This is a genomic window from Paenibacillus sp. UNC451MF, from assembly GCF_000686845.1.
In the GTDB taxonomy this organism is placed as follows: domain Bacteria; phylum Bacillota; class Bacilli; order Paenibacillales; family NBRC-103111; genus Paenibacillus_S.
This window is the reverse complement of record NZ_JMLS01000001.1, coordinates 546,922-565,784: the sequence shown is the minus strand read 5'-3', so window position 1 is coordinate 565,784 and position 18,863 is coordinate 546,922. Positions and strand designations below refer to the sequence as shown.

The window sequence follows — 18,863 nt, the reverse complement described above, 5'->3', positions numbered from 1 at the left end:
ACCTCATTATGTATTCAATGACAGCCCAATAGCTACAACTGCCTGATTTTCTTTCACTTGAACAACATCCCAGCTCTCGTACGCCTTCGATGCCTGACGTATCTTTTGCAGAGACTGCATAAGCCGTGCTTCCTTTACTATCCCCTGATAAACAAATTTGACAACGAGTCGTTCTTTCTCTTGAAGGAAATGAAGCTCCAAGTCATGCTCTCCATCAAAACCTTGACGAGCATTGTCTTTAAAGGTATCCATAACTCCACGGACAATCGCATGAATCCGATGTGGGTCTACAGCCAACTCATTCAAGTGAACTTCTTGCTCCATTACAATTTCTAGCGTAATTTCTTTTACCTCGATTTGAAACGCAAGCAAATACACGATAAGATCCGGTATCCCCAGCTTAGCTATATAGCTTTCCATTTGGACCTTATGTCTTATTTTCTCCATAAGGCTCTCTAATTTTTCATACTTTTTTAATTTTACATAACCGAACAGCACCTGGATCTCATTCATCCAATCATGACGATAATGATTTAACAATCCGATGAACCGAAGATTATGTTCAGTATCCCTATCCTCTACAGGAGCAGCCTCCGGGGATTGAATAGAATCTACAACGATCTGCTCGTTATCAGGCTTCTTCGACATCATTGCGTACCCTCTCCGATCCGCACTTGATCCTAACTCTACCAGTATAGCATGTTGTTAGAAAAAGTTCACACACCGCTTCCTAACTACGCAAAAAACCCCAGCGACACTGGATCGCCGGGGTTATCGTCGATGACGTATTATACTTCCACAGCCGCAGCCACAGGAGCAGCGTCCACAGGGTAGACGCTAACTTTCTTGCGATCACGACCCAAACGCTCGAATTTCACAACGCCTTCTACCTTTGCAAACAACGTGTCATCGGAACCGATGCCTACGTTATTGCCCGGGTGAATTTTCGTTCCGCGTTGGCGAACCAAAATGCTTCCTGCAGTTACTTGCTGACCGTCTGCACGTTTAACGCCAAGACGCTTAGCAATACTGTCACGACCATTCTTGGTGGAACCTACACCTTTTTTGGAAGCGAACAACTGAAGATTTAATTGTAGCATGAATGTCTACCTCCTTCTTCATTTATTTTGTGTCTTGCAATGCTATATATGCACCATACGATTGTTCGATCGATTTCAGCATGACGACCATCGATTCCAAGAGTAATTGTACTTTTTCTAACACAGCATCATCCAAATGTCCGGGAACCTGTACATCCAGCAAACCATGTTTCATGTTCGCCTTCAGCTCTACTCCCAACACGGTTTCAACAGAGTTAACAGTACCTACAGTCACAGCGGATACACCGGCACAAACGATATCTTTGCCCGGATCACCATATAAAGCATGACCTTTTACTCGGAACGACTCGATCCGATCGTCTGGTCTCCGCTTGATCGTTATCCGAATCATAGCCTTGTCCCTTATTAAGCTTGGATTTTTTCAATCACAACTTTAGTATAAGGCTGACGGTGACCTTGCTTACGACGGTAGTTCTTTTTGGCTTTGTATTTGTAAACGATGATTTTCTCACCTTTACCATGCTTCTCTACTTTTGCAGATACAGCAGCGCCGGCTACCAATGGAGCTCCAAGCACCAAACCGCCTTCTTTAGATACAGCCAATACTTTGTCAAAAGTAACTGCGTCACCTTGACCTGCGTCCAATTTTTCGATGAAAAGAACATCGCCCTCTTGAACTTTGTATTGTTTACCACCTGTTTCGATAATTGCGTACATTTCGTTGCACCTCCCTCATGTCTCAGACTCGCCTAAGCTAGGTGACCCGTTCCACATGGAACGTGTTCTTAAACCCGCTTCGCGCGGTTACAGCATGTTTTGCAACATACCTGAATATATTACCACAGCCTATGCATGATTGCAATGCCTATTCTCATTTGCAATGCATCGCTAAGGATATCCTTATTTGGTCCACAACCATCCGGTACCTTCACATTCTGCACAACGGCGAATGGTCACCTTATCTTTACCATCCCTGACCTTCTTGCGCGTCATTTCTACTAACCCAAGCCGTGTCCAGCCTTCAATGACCGTTTTGGTACGATCTCTCTTCACTTCTTGCTCCAGAGTATCGAGGACAAGCTGCCTATGGGCAACCAAATCCATATCGATAAAATCGATAATAATCAGTCCGCCTATGTCTCTCAGTCTCAATAGCCTTGATATTTCTTTGGCAGCCAAAAGATTCGTATCCTTTACTGTCTGCTCTAAATCAACACTCCCAGTATATCGACCTGTATTGACATCAAATACGGTTAGAGCTTCCGTATGATCAACAACGACATATCCCCCGTTGTCCAGCCATATCTTACGCTTAAAGCCGTTCTCGAGCTGCTCGTCCGCATGGAAATTCGCAAACAAAGTTACCCGGTTGTTCTCAAACCGACGTACTCTTTCGCAAAGCCCCGGCGAAACCGCGCGGACGAGTGTCAGAATCGTATCGTATGCATCCATGTCGTTAACCCACAGCTCGTGAACATCCTCCCGGAACACATCCCGAATCCAGCGCGGCAGCAGTCCAAAATCGGTATACACCTTTCTTGGTACAGTGCCCTGAAGCATAGAAAGCTCCTCCACAGCCTGCCATCGCTTGCGAAGGTCTACAAGGTCTGCCGTGATAAGCTCTTCGGCGACTCCCTCAGCTGCCGTTCTCGCAATAAAGCCTTCTCCAGCCATCAGCTGCCGTTCCGCCGCATGCTTCAATCTTTCGCGCTCTGCTTCATTTTCAATTTTACGAGAAACCCCTACGTAATCGGCTCTCGGCATATAGACACCCCATCTACCAGGAATCGAATAGTGGGTTGTTACTCTTGCCCCTTTGTTACCAACCGGTTCCTTGACAACTTGAACAAGCAGCGATTGTCCTACTTGAACGAGCTCCGTAATTAGCGGTTTTTGTTTGGGGTGCTTCTCCAAATGTGCGGGTAAAATGTCATCAATATATAAAAAAGCGTTTTTTTCTAATCCGATATCCAAAAACGCCGCCTGCATCCCCTGCAAAACGTTAACGACCCGACCTATGTACATATTGCCAGCCAAGTGCTCCGCTCCGCGAAATTCGTTATCGTACTCTACCAATCTGTCGTTTTCCATTACCGCTACTTCGATTTGGTCCTGTCCACATTGAACGAGAATACGCTTCATGATTTTCCACCTCGGACTTCATTTTACATGAAAAGCTCGGAAATCGCACTTCCCCGCTTCGATTCATTGAAATATGTTTGCAGAAGCGGTTGTTCGGGAAGAACGACACGTATGGCACCGCGCTCATCCATTACATACACGAGATGGTATTTCTCCCGCATAAACAAGCGAACAATCTCTGTCACTTTGCGTCTTCCATCGACAACAATCGGCTGTGCCAGCGTACCCTGACGCATCAGACGATTAAGCGTGTTTCCACGATGAATAAGAAAGCGCATAAAATGATAGGACATGCCTTTGTAAGCATACCAGTTGGAGTAAAATAAGAACAAGCCTATTATAAATAAATTCAATTGAAAGCCTCCATAAATGATATGGAGTACTGCCGCTGCAATTAGCACTACACTGAGAACAAGACTGGCCACACAACTCAGAACGATAACTCTCTGGTAAGGAAGCCATAAGCTCAAAAGAGACTGCATAATCTTGCCTCCGTCCAAAGGAAGTATCGGAAGCAAATTAAATAATGCTACGAACAGATTCGCTTGGATGAAATACGCACTCCATTCTCCCGAAATCACTCCTGTTGCTTGAAGAGCCATTGCCGCTACCATCATAATACCATTTTGCAGCGGACCTGACAGCGTTACAATGATTTCCTGCCAAGCCGGAACACTGGCCAGCTCCTCTACCACAGCAACCCCGCCAAACGGTAAAAGCTGGATTTCTTTTACACGCCAACCGAAATTTTTAGCAGCCATTACATGACCCAGCTCATGAATCAGAACAATCCCGAATAACGTAGCCGTTTCAATAAAATAGCCGGCCAAAATCGAAAGAAGTATTACAATAGAGAACAATGGATGAAAGCGGAGCTTAACCCCAAACAAACGATTCCACTTATTCAAATTGTACCACATCCGCCGGATTGACGAATTTATTGTCCTTGGATACCGCGAAATATAAATAACCGGCTTGTTTGCTGCTGTTTTTGGACACGGTGCCTATCGTCTCACCGCCCTTGATCCAGTCGTTTAATTCCACCTTGCCTTGCTCTATCCAACCATAAACCGATTGCAAACCGTTAGTGTGACGAATGATTATCGTATAGCCTGTCTCTTCCTTATTGCCTACATACACGACCAAGCCAGTATCCATCGCCGCTACAGGCATGTCCGACTTTGTCTCTACAGTTACCCCAAGACGGCTCGTTTCAAACGGCGCAATAATTTTTCCTTTAACAGGTGTAAAATAATGCTTGGAGACGAAATCAACTTTCTGCGCCTCTTCTTGATTAAGCGTATTTAAGGCCGGAAGCAGCGAAGGCGTCCCGCCAAATTGTCGTTCATACCAAAGAGCCACAGTTTGAAACTCGAACGATTCATTCAACGCCGAGCTGATGTAGGCTTTTCCACGGTTAGCGAGTGGATGATTCCATTGAAACAGCCCCCAAATCATCGCAAATAGAAAACAGCTAACAACAAGCTTGAAGCGCCACCTTCCTTTGCTAGGCATAAATCGGCTTTTCTCCGAATCCTCTTCATACTCATACTCCCGCTGGGATAAATCATGATTCCACTTTTGCTTCCATACGTATTCCGGATCCTTCCAGCGCTCTGCATCTTGAGGAGGCATATCCGATACTTCTTCACGTCTGCGATCCGGGAGCCGGTAAGGCTCCAACAGCTCCTGATGTCGAACTGTTTGTTGTGTTGGCATAGGGCGACGCTCTGCAGAAGCCTGCAGCTCTCTTATACGCTCCATTCTTCTTTGACGTATACTGTTCTTTGTATTCATCTGCGGATTCCTCCCAAGAGCTTTTTCAATATGGAAAGCTGCTTTTTTCCGAGTACGTGCATTTGTTATTTTCAATCCAGCAGCAACGTTCATCTGATGCTCAGTCAGTGTGAGCTTGTTTACTATCATCCTATGAGCCTGTACACCCAAATATGAAGAGTAAATCATCCCCTTCCAAATAGGACGGCTTCCTCACTCAATCCAAACAAAAAAGCACCCTGAGAACAGGATGCTTAACAGATAGCTATTATTAATAGGTGAGTTCTTTCTCCTGATGGACACGAACGCTCATCACAAGTGCGATACTCATCATATTGATCAACAAGGAAGTACCTCCATAACTAATAAAAGGCAGCGTGATGCCTGTAAGAGGCATGATGCCGATCAGCATCCCCACATTCTCAAATATTTGAAATACGAACATGGAGACAACGCCTACAATAATGTAGGAGCCTCCTTTGTCCCCGCATTGGATCGATATCAGGATCATTCGGTATATAAGTACGAAATAGAGCAGCAGCAGTACCGATGAGCCTACAAATCCGAATTCCTCTGCCAACACGACAAATATAGAGTCCGAGTATGCATAAGGGATAAAATGCCGATGTACGGATGTCCCTTGCAAATACTTTTCACCTGTCAATCCGCCGGAACCAATCGCTTTAATGGAGTTGTCTACCTGAAACTTTTGGTCCTTTGTCGCACTCTCAGGGTTAATAAAGGTGTCCATCCGGGCAACCCAGTGTCCTTTTCCCTTCTCCGTGAAATACGTTTTGATAGGATCATGGTAGTGAGTGAACAAATACATGAACAGCACCAATGCAGCGATTGCAATGAGCACACCTATCAAAAAATGCAAGTATTTCACATTCCCGATCCACAGCATACCGATGAATACGACGATAAATATAATCGCGTTCCCCAAATCGGGCTGAATTAGAACCAAAACAAAAGGGACTAAAACAATCGTACCCACAGGGATCACATCGGTAAAAAATAACAGCGGTTCCCCCTGCCTACGGGCAAGAAATGCGGCTAATCCGATAATCAGCATAAGCTTCATCAGCTCAGCCGGCTGAAACAGCAGTCCTCCCGGAAGCTGAAACCAGCTTTTCGCTCCATTGATTTCCATACCGAACTTATATACCGCCGCAAGCAGGCCCAAGCCTGCAATATACAAATACGGAGATATTTTCAAAAAAGCACGGTAGTCGACAAATGTTAAGCCGACAAAGGCTATCAGAGAGATGACGTAGATGAGGATTATTTTTTTCAGATCGAAAACAATATTCGGGTCATCGAGCGTAGCACTGTACACGAGCAGTGTGCTGATAACCATGAATGTTAGTAGAATGACAACGATGGGAATATCGATCTTCTTTAATTTATGCAGCAACTCCGATCATCCTATTCCGATAAACTTCTTCAATTTGCTAATGACCCCGGACTTTTCGTCCATTGGCATCAACGGTACCGTATCACCTAATATACGGCGTGCAATGTTACGGTATGCTATTGCCGCGCGAGAATTCGGATTCATCACGGTAGGCTCGCCCATATTGGCAGCTTTTATGACATATTCATCATCCGGAACAATACCTAGCAAATCAATGGCCAATACGGAGCAAATTTCGTCTATATCGAGCATCTCGCCCTTCTTCACCATATTAGCACGAATACGGTTAATGACGAGCTTAGGTGATTCGATACGTTCGTTCTCCAGCAATCCGATAATACGGTCCGCATCGCGCACTGCCGCATTTTCCGGCGTTGTTACTACGATGGCTTTGTCTGCACCGGCAACAGCATTTTTGAATCCTTGCTCAATGCCCGCAGGACAATCAATGATCACAAATTCAAAATCGCGCTTTAATTCCAGCACGATATCCCGTACAGCTTCAGGCGAAACCGAATGCTTGTCTTTCGTTTGAGCAGCAGGAAGCATGTAGAGCTCGTCAAAGCGCTTGTCTTTCACCAATGCTTGAGCCAATCGGCAGCGCCCTTCCGCTACGTCTACCAAATCGTAAATGATCCGGTTCTCCAGTCCCATGACGACATCCAGATTGCGCAGGCCGATATCGGTGTCGACCATGCAAACTTTTTTCCCTTGAAGCGCCAGTGCCGTCCCGATATTAGCGGATGTGGTTGTCTTACCGACACCGCCTTTTCCCGAAGTAATGACAATTGCTTCTCCCATACGCTCCACTCCTTCTCATTACTGCTTAGCCACTATTTTATGCATATGATGGATTTTATCTATTTCCATTTTGCCTTCCTTTATGTAGGCAAATTCCATGAAAGCTTCGTTGATCCCCCACTCATCGGGCGGCCTGCTAATAATACCGGCAATCCTGAGCTGAGTAGGTCTTAGATGGGATGCGGCAATAACGACCGATTCGTCTCCGTCCACACCCGCATGAGCCATACCTTTCAATGATCCCATCACATAGATGCTTCCTGAGCTGACAATAGAGCCTCCGGGGTTAATATCCCCAAGAAATAAAATATTGCCCTCTTCAGACAACGTCTGACCGGAACGGACGATCCCTTTGAGTAGTCTGACATCCGGCATATTATGAAAAACGGACGCCGAAGGGTCCGCCGCTTGCGATTCTATCGATTGGATCAGCAGGTTTCCCTTTTGACTAATAATGGAACGAATTTGCTCTTTCTCCTCGTCGGATGCATCCCGCGTTCCAAGTTTGACATGAACATGAATGATAGGGCCGGTCAATATTTGCTGATGCGTCTTTTCAAGCTTATGTTTAAGCTCCTTGATGACTTCATCAAATTCACAGGTATCATTAAGCAAAAATACAAGCCCGTCTTTAACTCCTTTTATCGTAACGTGATGCTTAACTGCCGCCATACAATCCTCCAACCCCCTAGCCTATAACATTCGGCTTTTTTCAGCATATCTCCTTCTTTTTCGCTGAAAATTATTCCTCCTGGGCGGACGTTGCAATGTGCATGCTCTCAAACAGCTTCCTTACGGGTACATAGACGATAAGTGCAAAGAGCAAATTGATCAAGGTGCTAGGCAGCATCTGATGGAAGAAAGCCCAATGCAAATCCAGGTGTGTAGTTTGGAACAATCGATACAGTCCGTACACGATAACCTCGTAGAATAAATTTCCAAAAGCAATGACCAGCATGCTCACGACAATATTCGAGTAAAGTCGGCGGTGCGTTAAACCTGCCAAATAGCCGGTAAGCCCCAGTGCAAAAGATATCGGTCCTAGCATAGGAGAGTAATAAAGCAAATCCTGCAAAAAGCCAAAAATGAGTCCATACCATAATGCTGTGTGCCGATTTACATAAAGACCGATATACAGGACGATAACGAGCATGAAATGCGGTGCTACGAACACTTTGGATTGCCATACGCTTGGTATCATCCACTGCAGCAAAGTCCCTTCCAAAATCAACAGAACAGTCAGGATGATCCACAGCCATTTACGTGCCATTAGCCTCACCCCTGCTCCGGAACGAATACGACGAACACTTCACGCAAGTGGGTAAAGGAGGCGAAAGGCTGTATGACCGCTTCATGAGAAATCCCGAAGTTACCCGGTTTTCTTGAGATGACTTTGCCAACCGGAATACCTCTTGGAAACACCTGCCCCAATCCTGAAGTGATCACTTCGTCTCCGACTTCCAATTTGTCGTTCGGATCAATTTTTGTCATAACCAGCTTTTGCTGGGTAGGATCGTAGCTTTCGATAATGCCGAATGATTCATTTTCGCGATTTTTGATCGTTACCGCAATCGCTTTGGAATCATTGGCAGTGTCATCCACTCCATTAAGAAGCTGAACATTCGAATAGAAGGAGAAGGTTTGCAGGACACGACCTACCAAGCCATCCACGGAAACAACCGCCATATTCGGCTTGACTCCGTCTTTTTCACCCAGATTAATCCGCACTGTATTGTTCAATGAATCCGGACTGACGGCTACGACCTCGGCGATTCGAAACGTGTAGTTGTTCGCCTGTTTCTGCCGCTCCGTAAAGCCTAATGCATCCTGAAGCCGCTTGTTTTGCTGCTCCAAATCATTCAGACGAGTCGTATCGCGCGCATATTTTGTCAAAGTTTGCTTCAATACTTTGTTTTCGACAAAAATCGTACGCATTTGCTTCATATCCTCAAAGAAACCCGCTATGTAGCCAGCGGGCTTATAAAATAATCCTTGTGTCCACGAAATCGTGTCACCTACGAACTTTTCAGGCCAAGTTGTCTGTCCGCGTTTGCCCAGCGTCAAACCCATCAAGGCAATGAAACAAATAAGGCCGAGAAGCAAAATCAACAGCCTTTTATTCCCCAACAATTTCAAAGCTATACACCTTCTAACCTTTACAGCTTAATAATCAGCGTCTGGATTTGCTTGTAGGACCTGATCTCATTTTGAAAAGATGAATGTTTTCAAGTGCTCTTCCTGTTCCGATGGCTACGCAATCCAAAGGATTCTCTGCCACGAGAACAGGCATACCGGTTTCGCGAGACAAAAGCTTGTCCAAATTGCGTAAAAGTCCGCCTCCACCAGTAAGCACGATACCACGGTCCATAATGTCGGCGGACAGCTCCGGCGGACACTTCTCCAATGTTACTTTAACGGCATCCACAATGCTGTTCACCGTATCTCCGAGCGCTTCTGTAATTTCTTCAGAAGTTATTGTCATTGTCTTAGGAAGCCCGCTTACCAAATCGCGTCCGCGTATCTCAAAGGTAACAGGAGTCTCCATCGGCAGCGCCGAACCGATCTCCATCTTAATCGACTCCGCTGTGCGTTCCCCGATCATCAGATTATAAGTTCGCTTAATGTATTGAGTGATAGCTTCATCCATTTCGTCTCCTGCAACCCGGATAGAGCGGCTTGTAACGATGCCTCCCAAAGAAATGACCGCTACCTCGGTAGTACCTCCACCGATGTCGACAACCATGCTGCCTGTCGGCTCCCATACTGGCAAATCCGCACCGATCGCTGCAGCAAACGGCTCTTCAATTGTAAATGCATCACGAGCACCCGCTTGACGGGTCGCATCCTCTACCGCTCGCTTCTCCACTGCGGTAATTCCTGAAGGGACGCACACCATCACACTTGGATGGCGTTGAAATAGCCAGCGGTCCTTCTGGGCTTGACGGATAAAATATTTAATCATCGTCGAAGTCGTATCGAAATCGGCAATGACCCCATCCTTCATAGGACGAACTGCACGAATGTTTCCGGGAGTACGGCCAATCATTTTTTTTGCGTCATTTCCTACGGCCTCTATTGATTTGGTATCGGTACGCAGTGCCACAACAGATGGCTCTCTTACTACAATCCCTTTACCTTTTACATAGACCAATGTATTTGCTGTCCCGAGGTCGATCCCCAGGTCCTTTGTAAAACCACCAAACATGCTCGGTACTCCCTTCCTAATGGCTCGATGCCAAAAAACTGCTATAAAATCCAGGTTTTTACACGATTAACATTCACTTCAACGGTTCCCACTATTATATTACATCATGCCTTGCTCCTTCAAACTAACGTATCTTCTGTCACCGATCACAATGTGATCCAGTACGTCGATGCCGATAATTTCGCCTGCTTCAACCAAACGTTGAGTCAGCTGAATATCTTCGGAGCTTGGGGTCGGATCGCCACTCGGATGGTTATGAACGCAAATAATCGAAGCGCTGCTTCGCTTAATTGCAGCCCGAAATACTTCCCGGGGATGTACGATTGCCGCATTCAAACTTCCCATAGATAACGTTTCCTGACCAATGATGTGATTTTTTGTATTTAAAAACAAACAAACAAAATGCTCTTTCTGTAAATAACGCATGTCCTCCATCAATAAACCTGACACATCCTCAGGAGATCGAACCGTTACGGTTTCTTTCATCCCGCTACGTGCCAGTCTTCGGCCCAGCTCAATACCAGCTTGGATTTGCAAGCCTTTGGCCGCGCCAATCCCTTTGATTTCGGTTATTTGCTGCAAGCTCATATCGACCAGACTGCGCAGACCACCTGCTTGACTCAGCAGTCTCTGTGCCAAGTGTACGGCAGACTCCTGAACGGTTCCGGTACGAAGTAAAATAGCTAACAGCTCCGCGTTACTTAATGCTTGAGCCCCATACTGCATCATGCGTTCTCTAGGTCGTTCTTCGTTTGGGACATCGCGCAATGTTAAATTGGGCGATTCCATTCATTCCCCTCTTTCGTCAAAAAGTCGTTGGAACCATCATTATATCATGATGCAGACTCAAATAACAGCAATGCCCAAACGCCCCAGCAGATCGCTAAGCAGCGAGACAGGAAGTCCAACAACATTGAAATAATCGCCTTCAATACGTTCGATAATCGTAGCACCCAGACCCTGAATGGCATAGGAGCCCGCCTTATCCATCGGTTCGCCCGTACCAATATAACGCTCGATCTGGGTCTTCGTCAACGGCTTCATGTAAACAGATGTAACATGATGGGAAACCAAATGCTCTCCAGTGTTTAAATCCATGCAAGCAACTCCGCTGTATACCTCATGTTTTCGGCCTTGCAGCATATTCAGCATCCGAAACGCATCCTGCTCGTCCTTTGGCTTGCCCAACACTTCATCGTCAAGAACGACAATCGTATCCGATCCGATAACAATTCCTTCCGTACGATGCTCTCGTTTATACATTTCGCAGACAGCCGCCGCTTTGCGACTGGATAATTGTTCCACAATCTCATGGGGCTTTAGGCCAGGCTCCGTATCTTCATTCACGTCACTTACCCGAATCTCAAAAGGCAGTTGGAGCGATCCGATCAATTCTTGCCGCCTCGGTGATGAAGAAGCTAAAATCAGCGTTTTTTGCTCATTAATCGACATATAGAGACTCCTTAGCTCGAATAGTATGTAGGCCTTCATTTCAAAAATTCAAGGCGGATTCATTTGTTTTACAGTTTCCGGTAGAGCCAAAATGCAGCTGCCAGCCCTGCGATACTGATTAGATTTAGTTTGAGCTGGATATGCAGATCGTATTTAAGCACAAGCAGATCCGCTTTCGGTTCCCAGTTAAGCTCGACCGATTTCGTCAAAAACGATAAGGCGGATATCGGACTTAATAGCTGTCCCACTAGGGCGCCAGCCACTAGTCCTATGATAAGCAATAAGATAAAAGTAAATGTATTTTTTTTCACTTCGAGTACCCATTCCTCTATCAGATGATATGCACACCTCGTATTATAGCATAATTTTGGAGAATGTTACCTGCTTACAACTCGCATGAACAGCTTGTAAAATATAACGAGGAGGGATTCGAATTGAAGCGCCGGCCTTATACTATCATGATCTTACTAATAGCACTTCTGATAGCTTTCCCACCATCAGCTTTTGCGGCAAAAATCGTCGTAGATGCGGGACATGGCGGCTCGGACCCCGGAGCTATCGGAGTGAACGGTCTTTATGAGAAGACCATTAATCTTGACATTGCACAAAAATTAAAAGACTTACTACTACAGCAAGGATATGAAGTGAGTATGACGCGGACAAACGACACCTATGTATCTTTAAAAGATCGGGTCGATTATACTAATGCTCAGAAAGCGGATCTGTTCGTTTCGATTCATGCAAATTCATATTCCAATCCGGAATCTCGCGGAGCCATGGTCTTATACTATGATAAGGATTATCCACAAACCGATTATCCTGCAAGCCCGGAAATGGCCGCTCTTACACCGGAAAGCAAGGAATTGGCGGAAAAAGTATTGAACAAGTTCGTAACGACGGTAGGGGTGAACAACCTCGGTTTGGTGGAAAGCTCCGTCTATGTTGTGCGAATGGGAACCATCCCTAGCATTCTTGTAGAGACATCTTTCTTATCAAACTCCAAAGATGCAGCCATGCTTAACAATGATGAAGTAAGAACTAAAATGGCCCAAGCGATCGCTCTTGGCATAGAAGATTATTTGCCTCTTTCAGGTCAAAGCCAAAAGGACACCTTTTCGGACATTAGCGATCATTGGGCGCGGGAATCGATTACGCGATTAAGCTCACAGGGGATTATTGAAGGCGTAGGCAATCAGTTTTTGCCAAATAAAGAAATGTCACGTGCAGAGTGGATTACTCTGTTGGACCGTGTCTTCAACTTGTCACAGGTCCTGCCAGTCACATCAACGGGCGTTTGCGCGGATACTACGGTAACAGGCGTTGTGTATGGCACAGGGGTATGTACTCCCCTGTCCGAAAAAGCCAAGGATGTGAAGGCCGGGCACTGGGCCTACGCATCCTTGAGTAAAGCTGTGGCCGCCGGTGTGCTTGACGGGTACGAGGACGGGACGCTTCGTCCCGACCAGCCCGTCACGCGTGCCGAGGTGGCCGCGATGTTCCAGCGGCTGGCACTGCCGCTGGCAAGCACTACGGCGGCGACGCAGCCGCCGTTCAAGGATGTGCCGACCGATGCATGGTCGGCCAATGCTATCGCCAGCCTGAAGCAAGCAGGCTGGATCGACGGCATTACGGCGGACCGGTTTATGCCGGACCGCCGTATGACCCGGGCGGAAGCGGCCTCGCTGCTCGACCGCTACAAGCAAAGCACACAAAAAACGACGAACCGGCAGCCTTAGGGCTGTCTGCGGTTCGTCGTTTTTTGTGTAGGCTCAGCTTATGGAGCCTTAGTCCATCGCTACCATTTTGCGCAAATCCTTCTCCGCAACGACATACTGCATCAAAGCGGCTTGGGTTTGCCACATATAAGAGGCTCCCGGGTTCTTCTTGTACTCATCCAGGGAGACAATCGCTGTGTTCATTGCTGTGTTCATTTTTTGCAGTGCTGCTTTAGCATCGTCTGCCAACCCTTCGGTTGCCGCTGCCGACAATCCGGTCCAAGCTTGATGCGCCGTTTTTACCGATTGCAGTGCAGTTGCATCGAGTGCAGTCGCCTTCGTTTCGGATAAATGGGTCAAAGCGAGAGGCACGATCGATTGCACGAGCTTAGCGCCCTGATTCATGTAGTTCGGAAGCGATTCGGCATGCTTCCCGTTCCATTTCATTTTGTTAACCGCGGGCAGCTCCACATTTTTCACGATGACATCGATATTTTTTTGCTTGAACTGCTGGGAAAGCCCCATAGCCTCATCGCGGGTCATCGACATGCCTACATAAACTGGATATTTTTCTCCCGTATCACGAACAGCAGTAAAACCCTTTTTCTTCAACTCGGCTTGAGCCGCATCAGCACTCTGGGGAGTACTGAATACACCGCTTTGCAGGAAGCTGTACGATTTGGCAGGAATGCTAGCAGCAATTCCCGTCGCCGCAGAAGCAGATGCAGGGACCGATGGGTTTGTAGCACCTGCTTTATCTGCTGAAGACGGCTTACTTGTACTGTTGACCGCTGCTGCACCCTTGTCCGCTGCCCCCGGACTCGTAACGCTAATGGAGCTGCTCTGGCCTTCCTTCAAATTGGCTTTCCCGGCTGTATCGTCAGAGAACATCGACAAGACGAAAAATCCAAAAGCAATCCCCGTCACAATAGCACCCGCTACTGAAGTCGCCACTTTGATCCAGGATGTATTCGGTTTTCTCGGACCTGAAACATATACAGGCTCTTCCGGAACATACCATCTATGGTCCTTAAGAGGCTCCATTGGCTCCTGAACCGGTTCCTGATGCTCATGTACTCTATGGTTCGGCTCAAGGCCGCTGCCTGTTCTGTTCTTTGTTCCATGATTGGACTCACGAATCAGCTGTTCGACTCTATTCGTTTCCGCATCAAAAGAGCTTTGCCAGCCGCCATAATCCGTCGTATACAGATTTAATGGCTGAGCGTCTATTAAAGTCGGTTTTACCTGCGACGGCTCTGAACCGGATGATAAACCTCCTTCATCTTTCCTTTGAATAAGGTTATGCTCTGCCGGAAGCGTTTCTTTTACGTGATATTCCTCCACGTGAAGCGGTATCACCTTAGATTCTTCCTTCCCTGTGCGCTGAGATCCGTTGTTCCGCCCCGGGCTATGATCAAATCGAAACGTCATTTTGTTCTTGTTCATTCCTACTTCTCTCCCTTGTCCATTTTCGTATTACTAGACTATGAGAGAGAACTATGGATTAGAACAAGCATGACCTTTATTCACTTATGTAACTCGACACCTGAACAGTGTACCTCTACTGCCGCTTCATTGCCTTGAATTCTGGGGAGCGCTGTTAATTCGCAGGAGGCGTAAATACCCGTTGAGCAAATTCAGCATCTAGCATAAAAAACGCATTGCTGTCCTTATCAATCCGTTTGAGCTTCTGAATGATGCTGTCAAACATGGCTTCCTCTTCTACCTGCTCGTCAATAAACCATTTTAAGAAATGGATTGTCGCGTGTTCCCTCTCGTTTAATGCCATATCAGACAAATGGTAGATCCGCTTCGTCACGATTTGCTCGTGCTCATAAGCGTGCTGGAAAACCTCTAGTATGGAGTTGTATTCATTGTTTGGGTTCTCCATGCCACTGATGGTCGCTCTTCTTCCGCGATCATTTAAAAACTTATAAATTTTCATCGCATGGAATCGTTCCTCTTCAGCTTGAACGATATAGAAATTAGCGAAGCCGTCCAAGCTTTCGCCCGAACAGTAAGCTGCCATAGCCAAATAGACTTGGGAGGAAAAAAATTCAAAATTCATTTGCTCATTGAGCGCTTGGCTTAATTCATCATTTAACAAAATAACACTACCTTCCATTTTATGGTTTGCTTTAAAAAGGGACTTATCCAATCAAATCGAGCAGTTCTTCATAGAGCTTATCAGCTGAAGCCGCACACACAATGTTGGTTTTCCCGACCTTAACCATGCATTGCTTGGAGCAAAGCTTGCATTCGCCCAAGCATTCCTTCTTCTTGTGCTTAATATCAGGAAACTGCTTTTTCATTGTCTTGTATACGCTCTTGGAGCCTAGCTTAAAGTTTCTGCAGCAGTATTTGATCTTCATCCTAAGGCTTCCCTTCTTTGGTATCATTTCATTCCAAATGATAATCGTTATCATTCACACTGTCAATCCATAGGATATAATCAAACTGCACAAAAAAGAACCACGCAAGCAAAATTGCGCGGTTCCAATCTATCCTGTTTTATAGTACGCTGCTTCTAACTTCCAATGCTTTGGCCAAGCCGTCGCCAGCTTTCCAAATGTCTCCCGCTCCCATAGTTAGCACCAGATCTCCGCTTTGGACATGAGAGAGTAAATATTCCTGCACTTCCTCTTTCGTAGGAATATACTGGACATTGGCATTGCTGTTCTGACGGATTAGCTCCACCAGCTTAGCTGAAGAAATCCCTTCGATTTGTTTTTCTCCCGCCGGGGAGTAAATGTCTGTGATGATGACCTCATCCGCATCCGGAAAAGCTCGGCTAAATTGCTCGAACAGAAAATAGGTTCGCGTATAACGCTGCGGCTGAAATACAGCAACAATCCTTTTGCCCGTTGCTTTGGCTGCGCTGATGGTTGCCTCTATCTCGGTTGGGTGATGGGCATAATCATCGATTACTAGAATGTCATCCACTTCACCTAATACTTGAAACCGTCGTTTGGCTCCACGGAATTCCGTTATCGCCTCAGCCACTTGCTCAAAGGACAAGCCCGCTTCCATACAGGTTATGAGCGTTGCAAGCGCATTATAAACGTTATGCTTCCCAGGAACCGAAAGCTTGATCGTTCCAAGCGATTTACCCTGATGAACGACTTCGAATTGTACCTTTCGATCACCCAAATCAATATTTTTCGCTATATAATCGGCATCGTTCTCAATACCGTAAGAAATAACCTGACTTTGGATCAACGGGATCATATCACGCAGATAGACATCATCCTTGCAAACAACCGCTTTGCCATCAGCCTTAACCTGACTTAAAAATTGAGCATAGGCTTTCTTCAAATTTTCAAAGTCACCGTTATAGTTCTCCAAATGATCTGCTTCGATATTGTTAACCAAAGCAATGTAAGGATGATACTGCAAGAAAGATCCGTCACTCTCGTCGGCCTCAGCTACTACCCAGTCACCTTGGCCAGCCTTAGCATTGCTGCCTACATTCATGATCTCTCCGCCAATGATATAAGTCGGGTCCTGCTTGCAGTACTCAAGAACGAGAGCGATCATCGAAGATGTGGTCGTCTTCCCGTGAGCTCCTGCTACAGCGATCCCTTTTTTGGCATTCATTAAACGCCCCAGCATTTGAGATCGATGCAAAATCGGTATTTTCAAATGCTCTGCAGCCGCCATCTCTACGTTGTCCTTGGACAAAGCCGTCGAATAGACGACGACATCCGCCCCTTTGACATGCTCGGCTTCATGACCGATAAATACTTGCGCTCCTTTTGCAGCCAGCTTTTCCGTAAGCTCCTGCCGCGCCAAATCAGAACCCGAAACTTGGTATCCCATTTCCAGCATCACTTTAGCAATAGCACTCATGCCATAGCCGCCAATGCCGATAAAATGGATATGCTCAGATGGTTTCACGCCGCACTCACCAGCCTTTTTCAGAATCGGATTGATGTAAGACCCAGGAACGAACATCTCCAATTAAATATAACGTGCCGGAAACGACGGCCAGATCGTCCTGTGCCGTTCTTGCTTTTACCTGCTCCAGCGCCGCTTTCCAATCCGGTTCTACGATCACTTCCACATCCTTACGATCGATCTCCTGTAAAAGGGTCCTGGCCAGCTCGGCTAATTTAACAGCATCTTCCTTTTTATGCCAATCCGGCTCGGTAAGGATAAGTGTATCCACCAGTGGTAGTATATGCCGTAAATAATCGGAGTGATTCTTGGTAGAGAGCATTCCCATTACAAAGTGTAATTTATTGTATGTGTACGTTTCCCGTAGTGCCTGTGCTAATACAGCACCTCCCTCGGGATTATGCGCGCCGTCAATAAGAATTCGCGGAGATTCTGATATCATCTCCAAACGGCCAGCCCATTTGGTTGCCTTCATGGCCTCCTGCAGCACATCATCCTCCACGATCAAAGCGTAGTATTGACGCATCACCTCGATAGCCATTAAAGCTACTGAAGCATTCTGCAATTGATGATGACCATTCATCGTAATCCCTACATTGGAAATATTGCGAAACGGGCTGTGGAAAGAAAATGCTTGATCATTTTCTTTGGACGACAGCACATCGAAACGGAACTGTTTATTCAATAAATAGAGTGTGCTGTTCTTTTCCTTCGCCGTTTGCTCCAATACCTCCACGGCTTCCGGCTGGCTTACAGCACTGATCACAGGCATACCAGACTTGATAATACCCGCTTTCTCTGCGGCCACCTTCTCAAGCGTATCGCCCAAAATTTCCATATGATCATGCCCGACATTCGTAATGATGGAAATGATCGGGGAAACGACATTTGTCGAATCCAACCTTCCACCAAGCCCAGTCTCCCATACTACAAAATCAGGATAAGACACATGAGCAAAATACTCTATCGCTACGGCTGTCGATACTTCAAACATCGTTGGCTGCCCTAGCTCCGAGGCAGCGATTTCTTCAGTCAACGGTTTGATCTTATTCACAACCCGCAGCAAATCTTCATCGGCAATGTTTTCACCGTTCAATCGAATCCGGTCCGTATATTTTTCAATATAAGGGGATGTGAAAGTCCCAACATCATATCCACTTTGTTTTAAGATTTCGGTTAAATAGGCGCAAACAGAGCCTTTACCATTTGTTCCCGCAACATGAATGAACTTCAAACGGCGCTCTGGGTTGTCGAGCATTTCCATCAGCTTTTCCATTCTGGCGAGACCAGGCTTGATTCCAAAAGGAATCAGATGAACAATCCAATTGATGGCTTCCGATGCACTCTGAAAAGCGTTACTGCTATGTTCTGTTGAAACGTTCGTCTCGCTCATCTAA

At 46.2% G+C, this 18,863-nt stretch carries 22 protein-coding genes and 1 other annotated feature; of the genes, 1 reads left to right on the top strand and 21 read right to left on the bottom strand.

The features are described from left to right. Window positions 1–6 precede the first annotated feature (6 nt). From BP97_RS34985 to BP97_RS0102395, 16 genes are all read right to left on the bottom strand, one after another. A complete protein-coding gene (locus BP97_RS34985) occupies window positions 7–651 on the bottom strand; it encodes a Spo0B domain-containing protein (protein WP_051620290.1) in 645 nt (214 codons plus the stop codon). Window positions 652–788: 137 nt separating this feature from the next. Next, window positions 789–1,100, bottom strand: coding sequence for a 50S ribosomal protein L27 (gene rpmA / locus BP97_RS0102465; protein WP_028547689.1), 312 nt, complete (start codon window positions 1,098–1,100; stop codon window positions 789–791). A 22-nt stretch (window positions 1,101–1,122) separates the two neighbouring features. Beyond that, window positions 1,123–1,452, bottom strand: coding sequence for a ribosomal-processing cysteine protease Prp (locus BP97_RS0102460; protein WP_028547688.1), 330 nt, complete (start codon window positions 1,450–1,452; stop codon window positions 1,123–1,125). 14 nt (window positions 1,453–1,466) lie between these two features. Then, window positions 1,467–1,778 carry a 50S ribosomal protein L21 gene (rplU, locus tag BP97_RS0102455; protein ID WP_028547687.1) on the bottom strand — a complete coding sequence of 104 codons (312 nt, stop codon included), beginning with the start codon at window positions 1,776–1,778 and terminating at the stop codon, window positions 1,467–1,469. A gap of 14 nt (window positions 1,779–1,792) precedes the next feature. Then, window positions 1,793–1,877: a sequence feature (ribosomal protein L21 leader region), on the bottom strand. A gap of 84 nt (window positions 1,878–1,961) precedes the next feature. Continuing rightward, entirely contained in the window at window positions 1,962–3,203 is a 1,242-nt protein-coding gene (locus BP97_RS0102450) for an Rne/Rng family ribonuclease (protein ID WP_028547686.1), read from the bottom strand. 23 nt (window positions 3,204–3,226) lie between these two features. Next, window positions 3,227–4,111, bottom strand: a complete 885-nt coding sequence (locus tag BP97_RS0102445) for a M50 family metallopeptidase (protein WP_028547685.1) — start codon at window positions 4,109–4,111, stop codon at window positions 3,227–3,229. Beyond that, window positions 4,104–5,000, bottom strand: a complete 897-nt coding sequence (locus BP97_RS0102440) for a M23 family metallopeptidase (RefSeq protein ID WP_028547684.1) — start codon at window positions 4,998–5,000, stop codon at window positions 4,104–4,106. Before BP97_RS0102440 ends, BP97_RS0102445 begins: the two co-directional genes overlap by 8 nt. A 250-nt stretch (window positions 5,001–5,250) precedes the next feature. Further along, window positions 5,251–6,396, bottom strand: a complete 1,146-nt coding sequence (locus BP97_RS0102435) for an FtsW/RodA/SpoVE family cell cycle protein (protein ID WP_028547683.1) — start codon at window positions 6,394–6,396, stop codon at window positions 5,251–5,253. 6 nt (window positions 6,397–6,402) lie between these two features. Beyond that, the gene (gene minD / locus BP97_RS0102430) at window positions 6,403–7,197 is read right to left on the bottom strand and encodes a septum site-determining protein MinD (protein ID WP_028547682.1); all 795 of its coding nucleotides are present in this window, start codon (window positions 7,195–7,197) and stop codon (window positions 6,403–6,405) included. Window positions 7,198–7,215: 18 nt separating this feature from the next. Beyond that, window positions 7,216–7,869, bottom strand: a complete 654-nt coding sequence (locus BP97_RS0102425; protein WP_028547681.1) for a septum site-determining protein MinC — start codon at window positions 7,867–7,869, stop codon at window positions 7,216–7,218. Window positions 7,870–7,939: 70 nt separating this feature from the next. Then, window positions 7,940–8,467 (bottom strand): rod shape-determining protein MreD, encoded by a 528-nt coding sequence (mreD, locus tag BP97_RS0102420; RefSeq protein ID WP_028547680.1) that lies wholly within the window; start codon window positions 8,465–8,467, stop codon window positions 7,940–7,942. Window positions 8,468–8,472: 5 nt separating this feature from the next. Beyond that, window positions 8,473–9,333: a rod shape-determining protein MreC gene (gene mreC / locus BP97_RS0102415; protein ID WP_028547679.1), complete on the bottom strand. Its 861-nt coding sequence runs from the start codon at window positions 9,331–9,333 to the stop codon at window positions 8,473–8,475. 34 nt (window positions 9,334–9,367) lie between these two features. Continuing rightward, entirely contained in the window at window positions 9,368–10,402 is a 1,035-nt protein-coding gene (locus tag BP97_RS0102410) for a rod shape-determining protein (protein WP_028547678.1), read from the bottom strand. A gap of 99 nt (window positions 10,403–10,501) precedes the next feature. Then, window positions 10,502–11,191, bottom strand: coding sequence for a RadC family protein (gene radC, locus BP97_RS0102405; RefSeq protein WP_028547677.1), 690 nt, complete (start codon window positions 11,189–11,191; stop codon window positions 10,502–10,504). Between the two features lie 57 nt (window positions 11,192–11,248). Then, window positions 11,249–11,854, bottom strand: a complete 606-nt coding sequence (locus BP97_RS0102400; protein WP_028547676.1) for a Maf family protein — start codon at window positions 11,852–11,854, stop codon at window positions 11,249–11,251. Window positions 11,855–11,922: 68 nt separating this feature from the next. After that, window positions 11,923–12,165: a DUF4321 domain-containing protein gene (locus BP97_RS0102395; RefSeq protein ID WP_028547675.1), complete on the bottom strand. Its 243-nt coding sequence runs from the start codon at window positions 12,163–12,165 to the stop codon at window positions 11,923–11,925. Window positions 12,166–12,288: 123 nt separating this feature from the next. Between BP97_RS0102395 and BP97_RS0102390 the strand changes: the two genes are divergently transcribed. After that, a complete protein-coding gene (locus tag BP97_RS0102390) occupies window positions 12,289–13,590 on the top strand; it encodes an N-acetylmuramoyl-L-alanine amidase (RefSeq protein ID WP_028547674.1) in 1,302 nt (433 codons plus the stop codon). A 48-nt stretch (window positions 13,591–13,638) separates the two neighbouring features. Here the strand turns inward: BP97_RS0102390 and BP97_RS38605 are convergent, their stop codons facing one another. The 5 genes from BP97_RS38605 to BP97_RS0102365 all read right to left on the bottom strand — a co-directional run bounded on the left by BP97_RS38605 (window position 13,639) and on the right by BP97_RS0102365 (window position 18,859). Continuing rightward, window positions 13,639–15,015: an SPOR domain-containing protein gene (locus tag BP97_RS38605; RefSeq protein WP_051620288.1), complete on the bottom strand. Its 1,377-nt coding sequence runs from the start codon at window positions 15,013–15,015 to the stop codon at window positions 13,639–13,641. 154 nt (window positions 15,016–15,169) lie between these two features. Then, window positions 15,170–15,676: a ferritin gene (locus tag BP97_RS0102380; protein ID WP_028547673.1), complete on the bottom strand. Its 507-nt coding sequence runs from the start codon at window positions 15,674–15,676 to the stop codon at window positions 15,170–15,172. A gap of 43 nt (window positions 15,677–15,719) precedes the next feature. Next, window positions 15,720–15,941 (bottom strand): DUF1450 domain-containing protein, encoded by a 222-nt coding sequence (locus tag BP97_RS0102375; protein ID WP_028547672.1) that lies wholly within the window; start codon window positions 15,939–15,941, stop codon window positions 15,720–15,722. A 139-nt stretch (window positions 15,942–16,080) separates the two neighbouring features. After that, a complete protein-coding gene (murC, locus tag BP97_RS0102370; protein ID WP_036745320.1) occupies window positions 16,081–17,466 on the bottom strand; it encodes a UDP-N-acetylmuramate--L-alanine ligase in 1,386 nt (461 codons plus the stop codon). A gap of 7 nt (window positions 17,467–17,473) precedes the next feature. Beyond that, on the bottom strand, window positions 17,474–18,859 hold the full coding sequence (locus tag BP97_RS0102365) for a bifunctional folylpolyglutamate synthase/dihydrofolate synthase (protein WP_028547670.1): 1,386 nt from the start codon (window positions 18,857–18,859) through the stop codon (window positions 17,474–17,476). Window positions 18,860–18,863: the final 4 nt, after the last annotated feature.

What these genes read in the sequence shown, in the direction of transcription:
- BP97_RS0102450 (WP_028547686.1), bottom strand. Translation starts at nt 3,203, where the DNA reads ATGAAGCGTATTCTCGTTCAATGTGGACAGGACCAAATCGAAGTAGCG.
- BP97_RS0102440 (WP_028547684.1), bottom strand. Translation starts at nt 5,000, where the DNA reads ATGAATACAAAGAACAGTATACGTCAAAGAAGAATGGAGCGTATAAGA.
- mreD (WP_028547680.1), bottom strand. Translation starts at nt 8,467, where the DNA reads ATGGCACGTAAATGGCTGTGGATCATCCTGACTGTTCTGTTGATTTTG.
- BP97_RS0102425 (WP_028547681.1), bottom strand. Translation starts at nt 7,869, where the DNA reads ATGGCGGCAGTTAAGCATCACGTTACGATAAAAGGAGTTAAAGACGGG.
- BP97_RS0102375 (WP_028547672.1), bottom strand. Translation starts at nt 15,941, where the DNA reads ATGAAGATCAAATACTGCTGCAGAAACTTTAAGCTAGGCTCCAAGAGC.
- BP97_RS0102400 (WP_028547676.1), bottom strand. Translation starts at nt 11,854, where the DNA reads ATGTCGATTAATGAGCAAAAAACGCTGATTTTAGCTTCTTCATCACCG.
- BP97_RS34985 (WP_051620290.1), bottom strand. Translation starts at nt 651, where the DNA reads ATGATGTCGAAGAAGCCTGATAACGAGCAGATCGTTGTAGATTCTATT.
- rplU (WP_028547687.1), bottom strand. Translation starts at nt 1,778, where the DNA reads ATGTACGCAATTATCGAAACAGGTGGTAAACAATACAAAGTTCAAGAG.
- BP97_RS38605 (WP_051620288.1), bottom strand. Translation starts at nt 15,015, where the DNA reads ATGAACAAGAACAAAATGACGTTTCGATTTGATCATAGCCCGGGGCGG.
- BP97_RS0102460 (WP_028547688.1), bottom strand. Translation starts at nt 1,452, where the DNA reads ATGATTCGGATAACGATCAAGCGGAGACCAGACGATCGGATCGAGTCG.
- BP97_RS0102410 (WP_028547678.1), bottom strand. Translation starts at nt 10,402, where the DNA reads ATGTTTGGTGGTTTTACAAAGGACCTGGGGATCGACCTCGGGACAGCA.
- rpmA (WP_028547689.1), bottom strand. Translation starts at nt 1,100, where the DNA reads ATGCTACAATTAAATCTTCAGTTGTTCGCTTCCAAAAAAGGTGTAGGT.
- minD (WP_028547682.1), bottom strand. Translation starts at nt 7,197, where the DNA reads ATGGGAGAAGCAATTGTCATTACTTCGGGAAAAGGCGGTGTCGGTAAG.
- BP97_RS0102365 (WP_028547670.1), bottom strand. Translation starts at nt 18,859, where the DNA reads ATGAGCGAGACGAACGTTTCAACAGAACATAGCAGTAACGCTTTTCAG.
- radC (WP_028547677.1), bottom strand. Translation starts at nt 11,191, where the DNA reads ATGGAATCGCCCAATTTAACATTGCGCGATGTCCCAAACGAAGAACGA.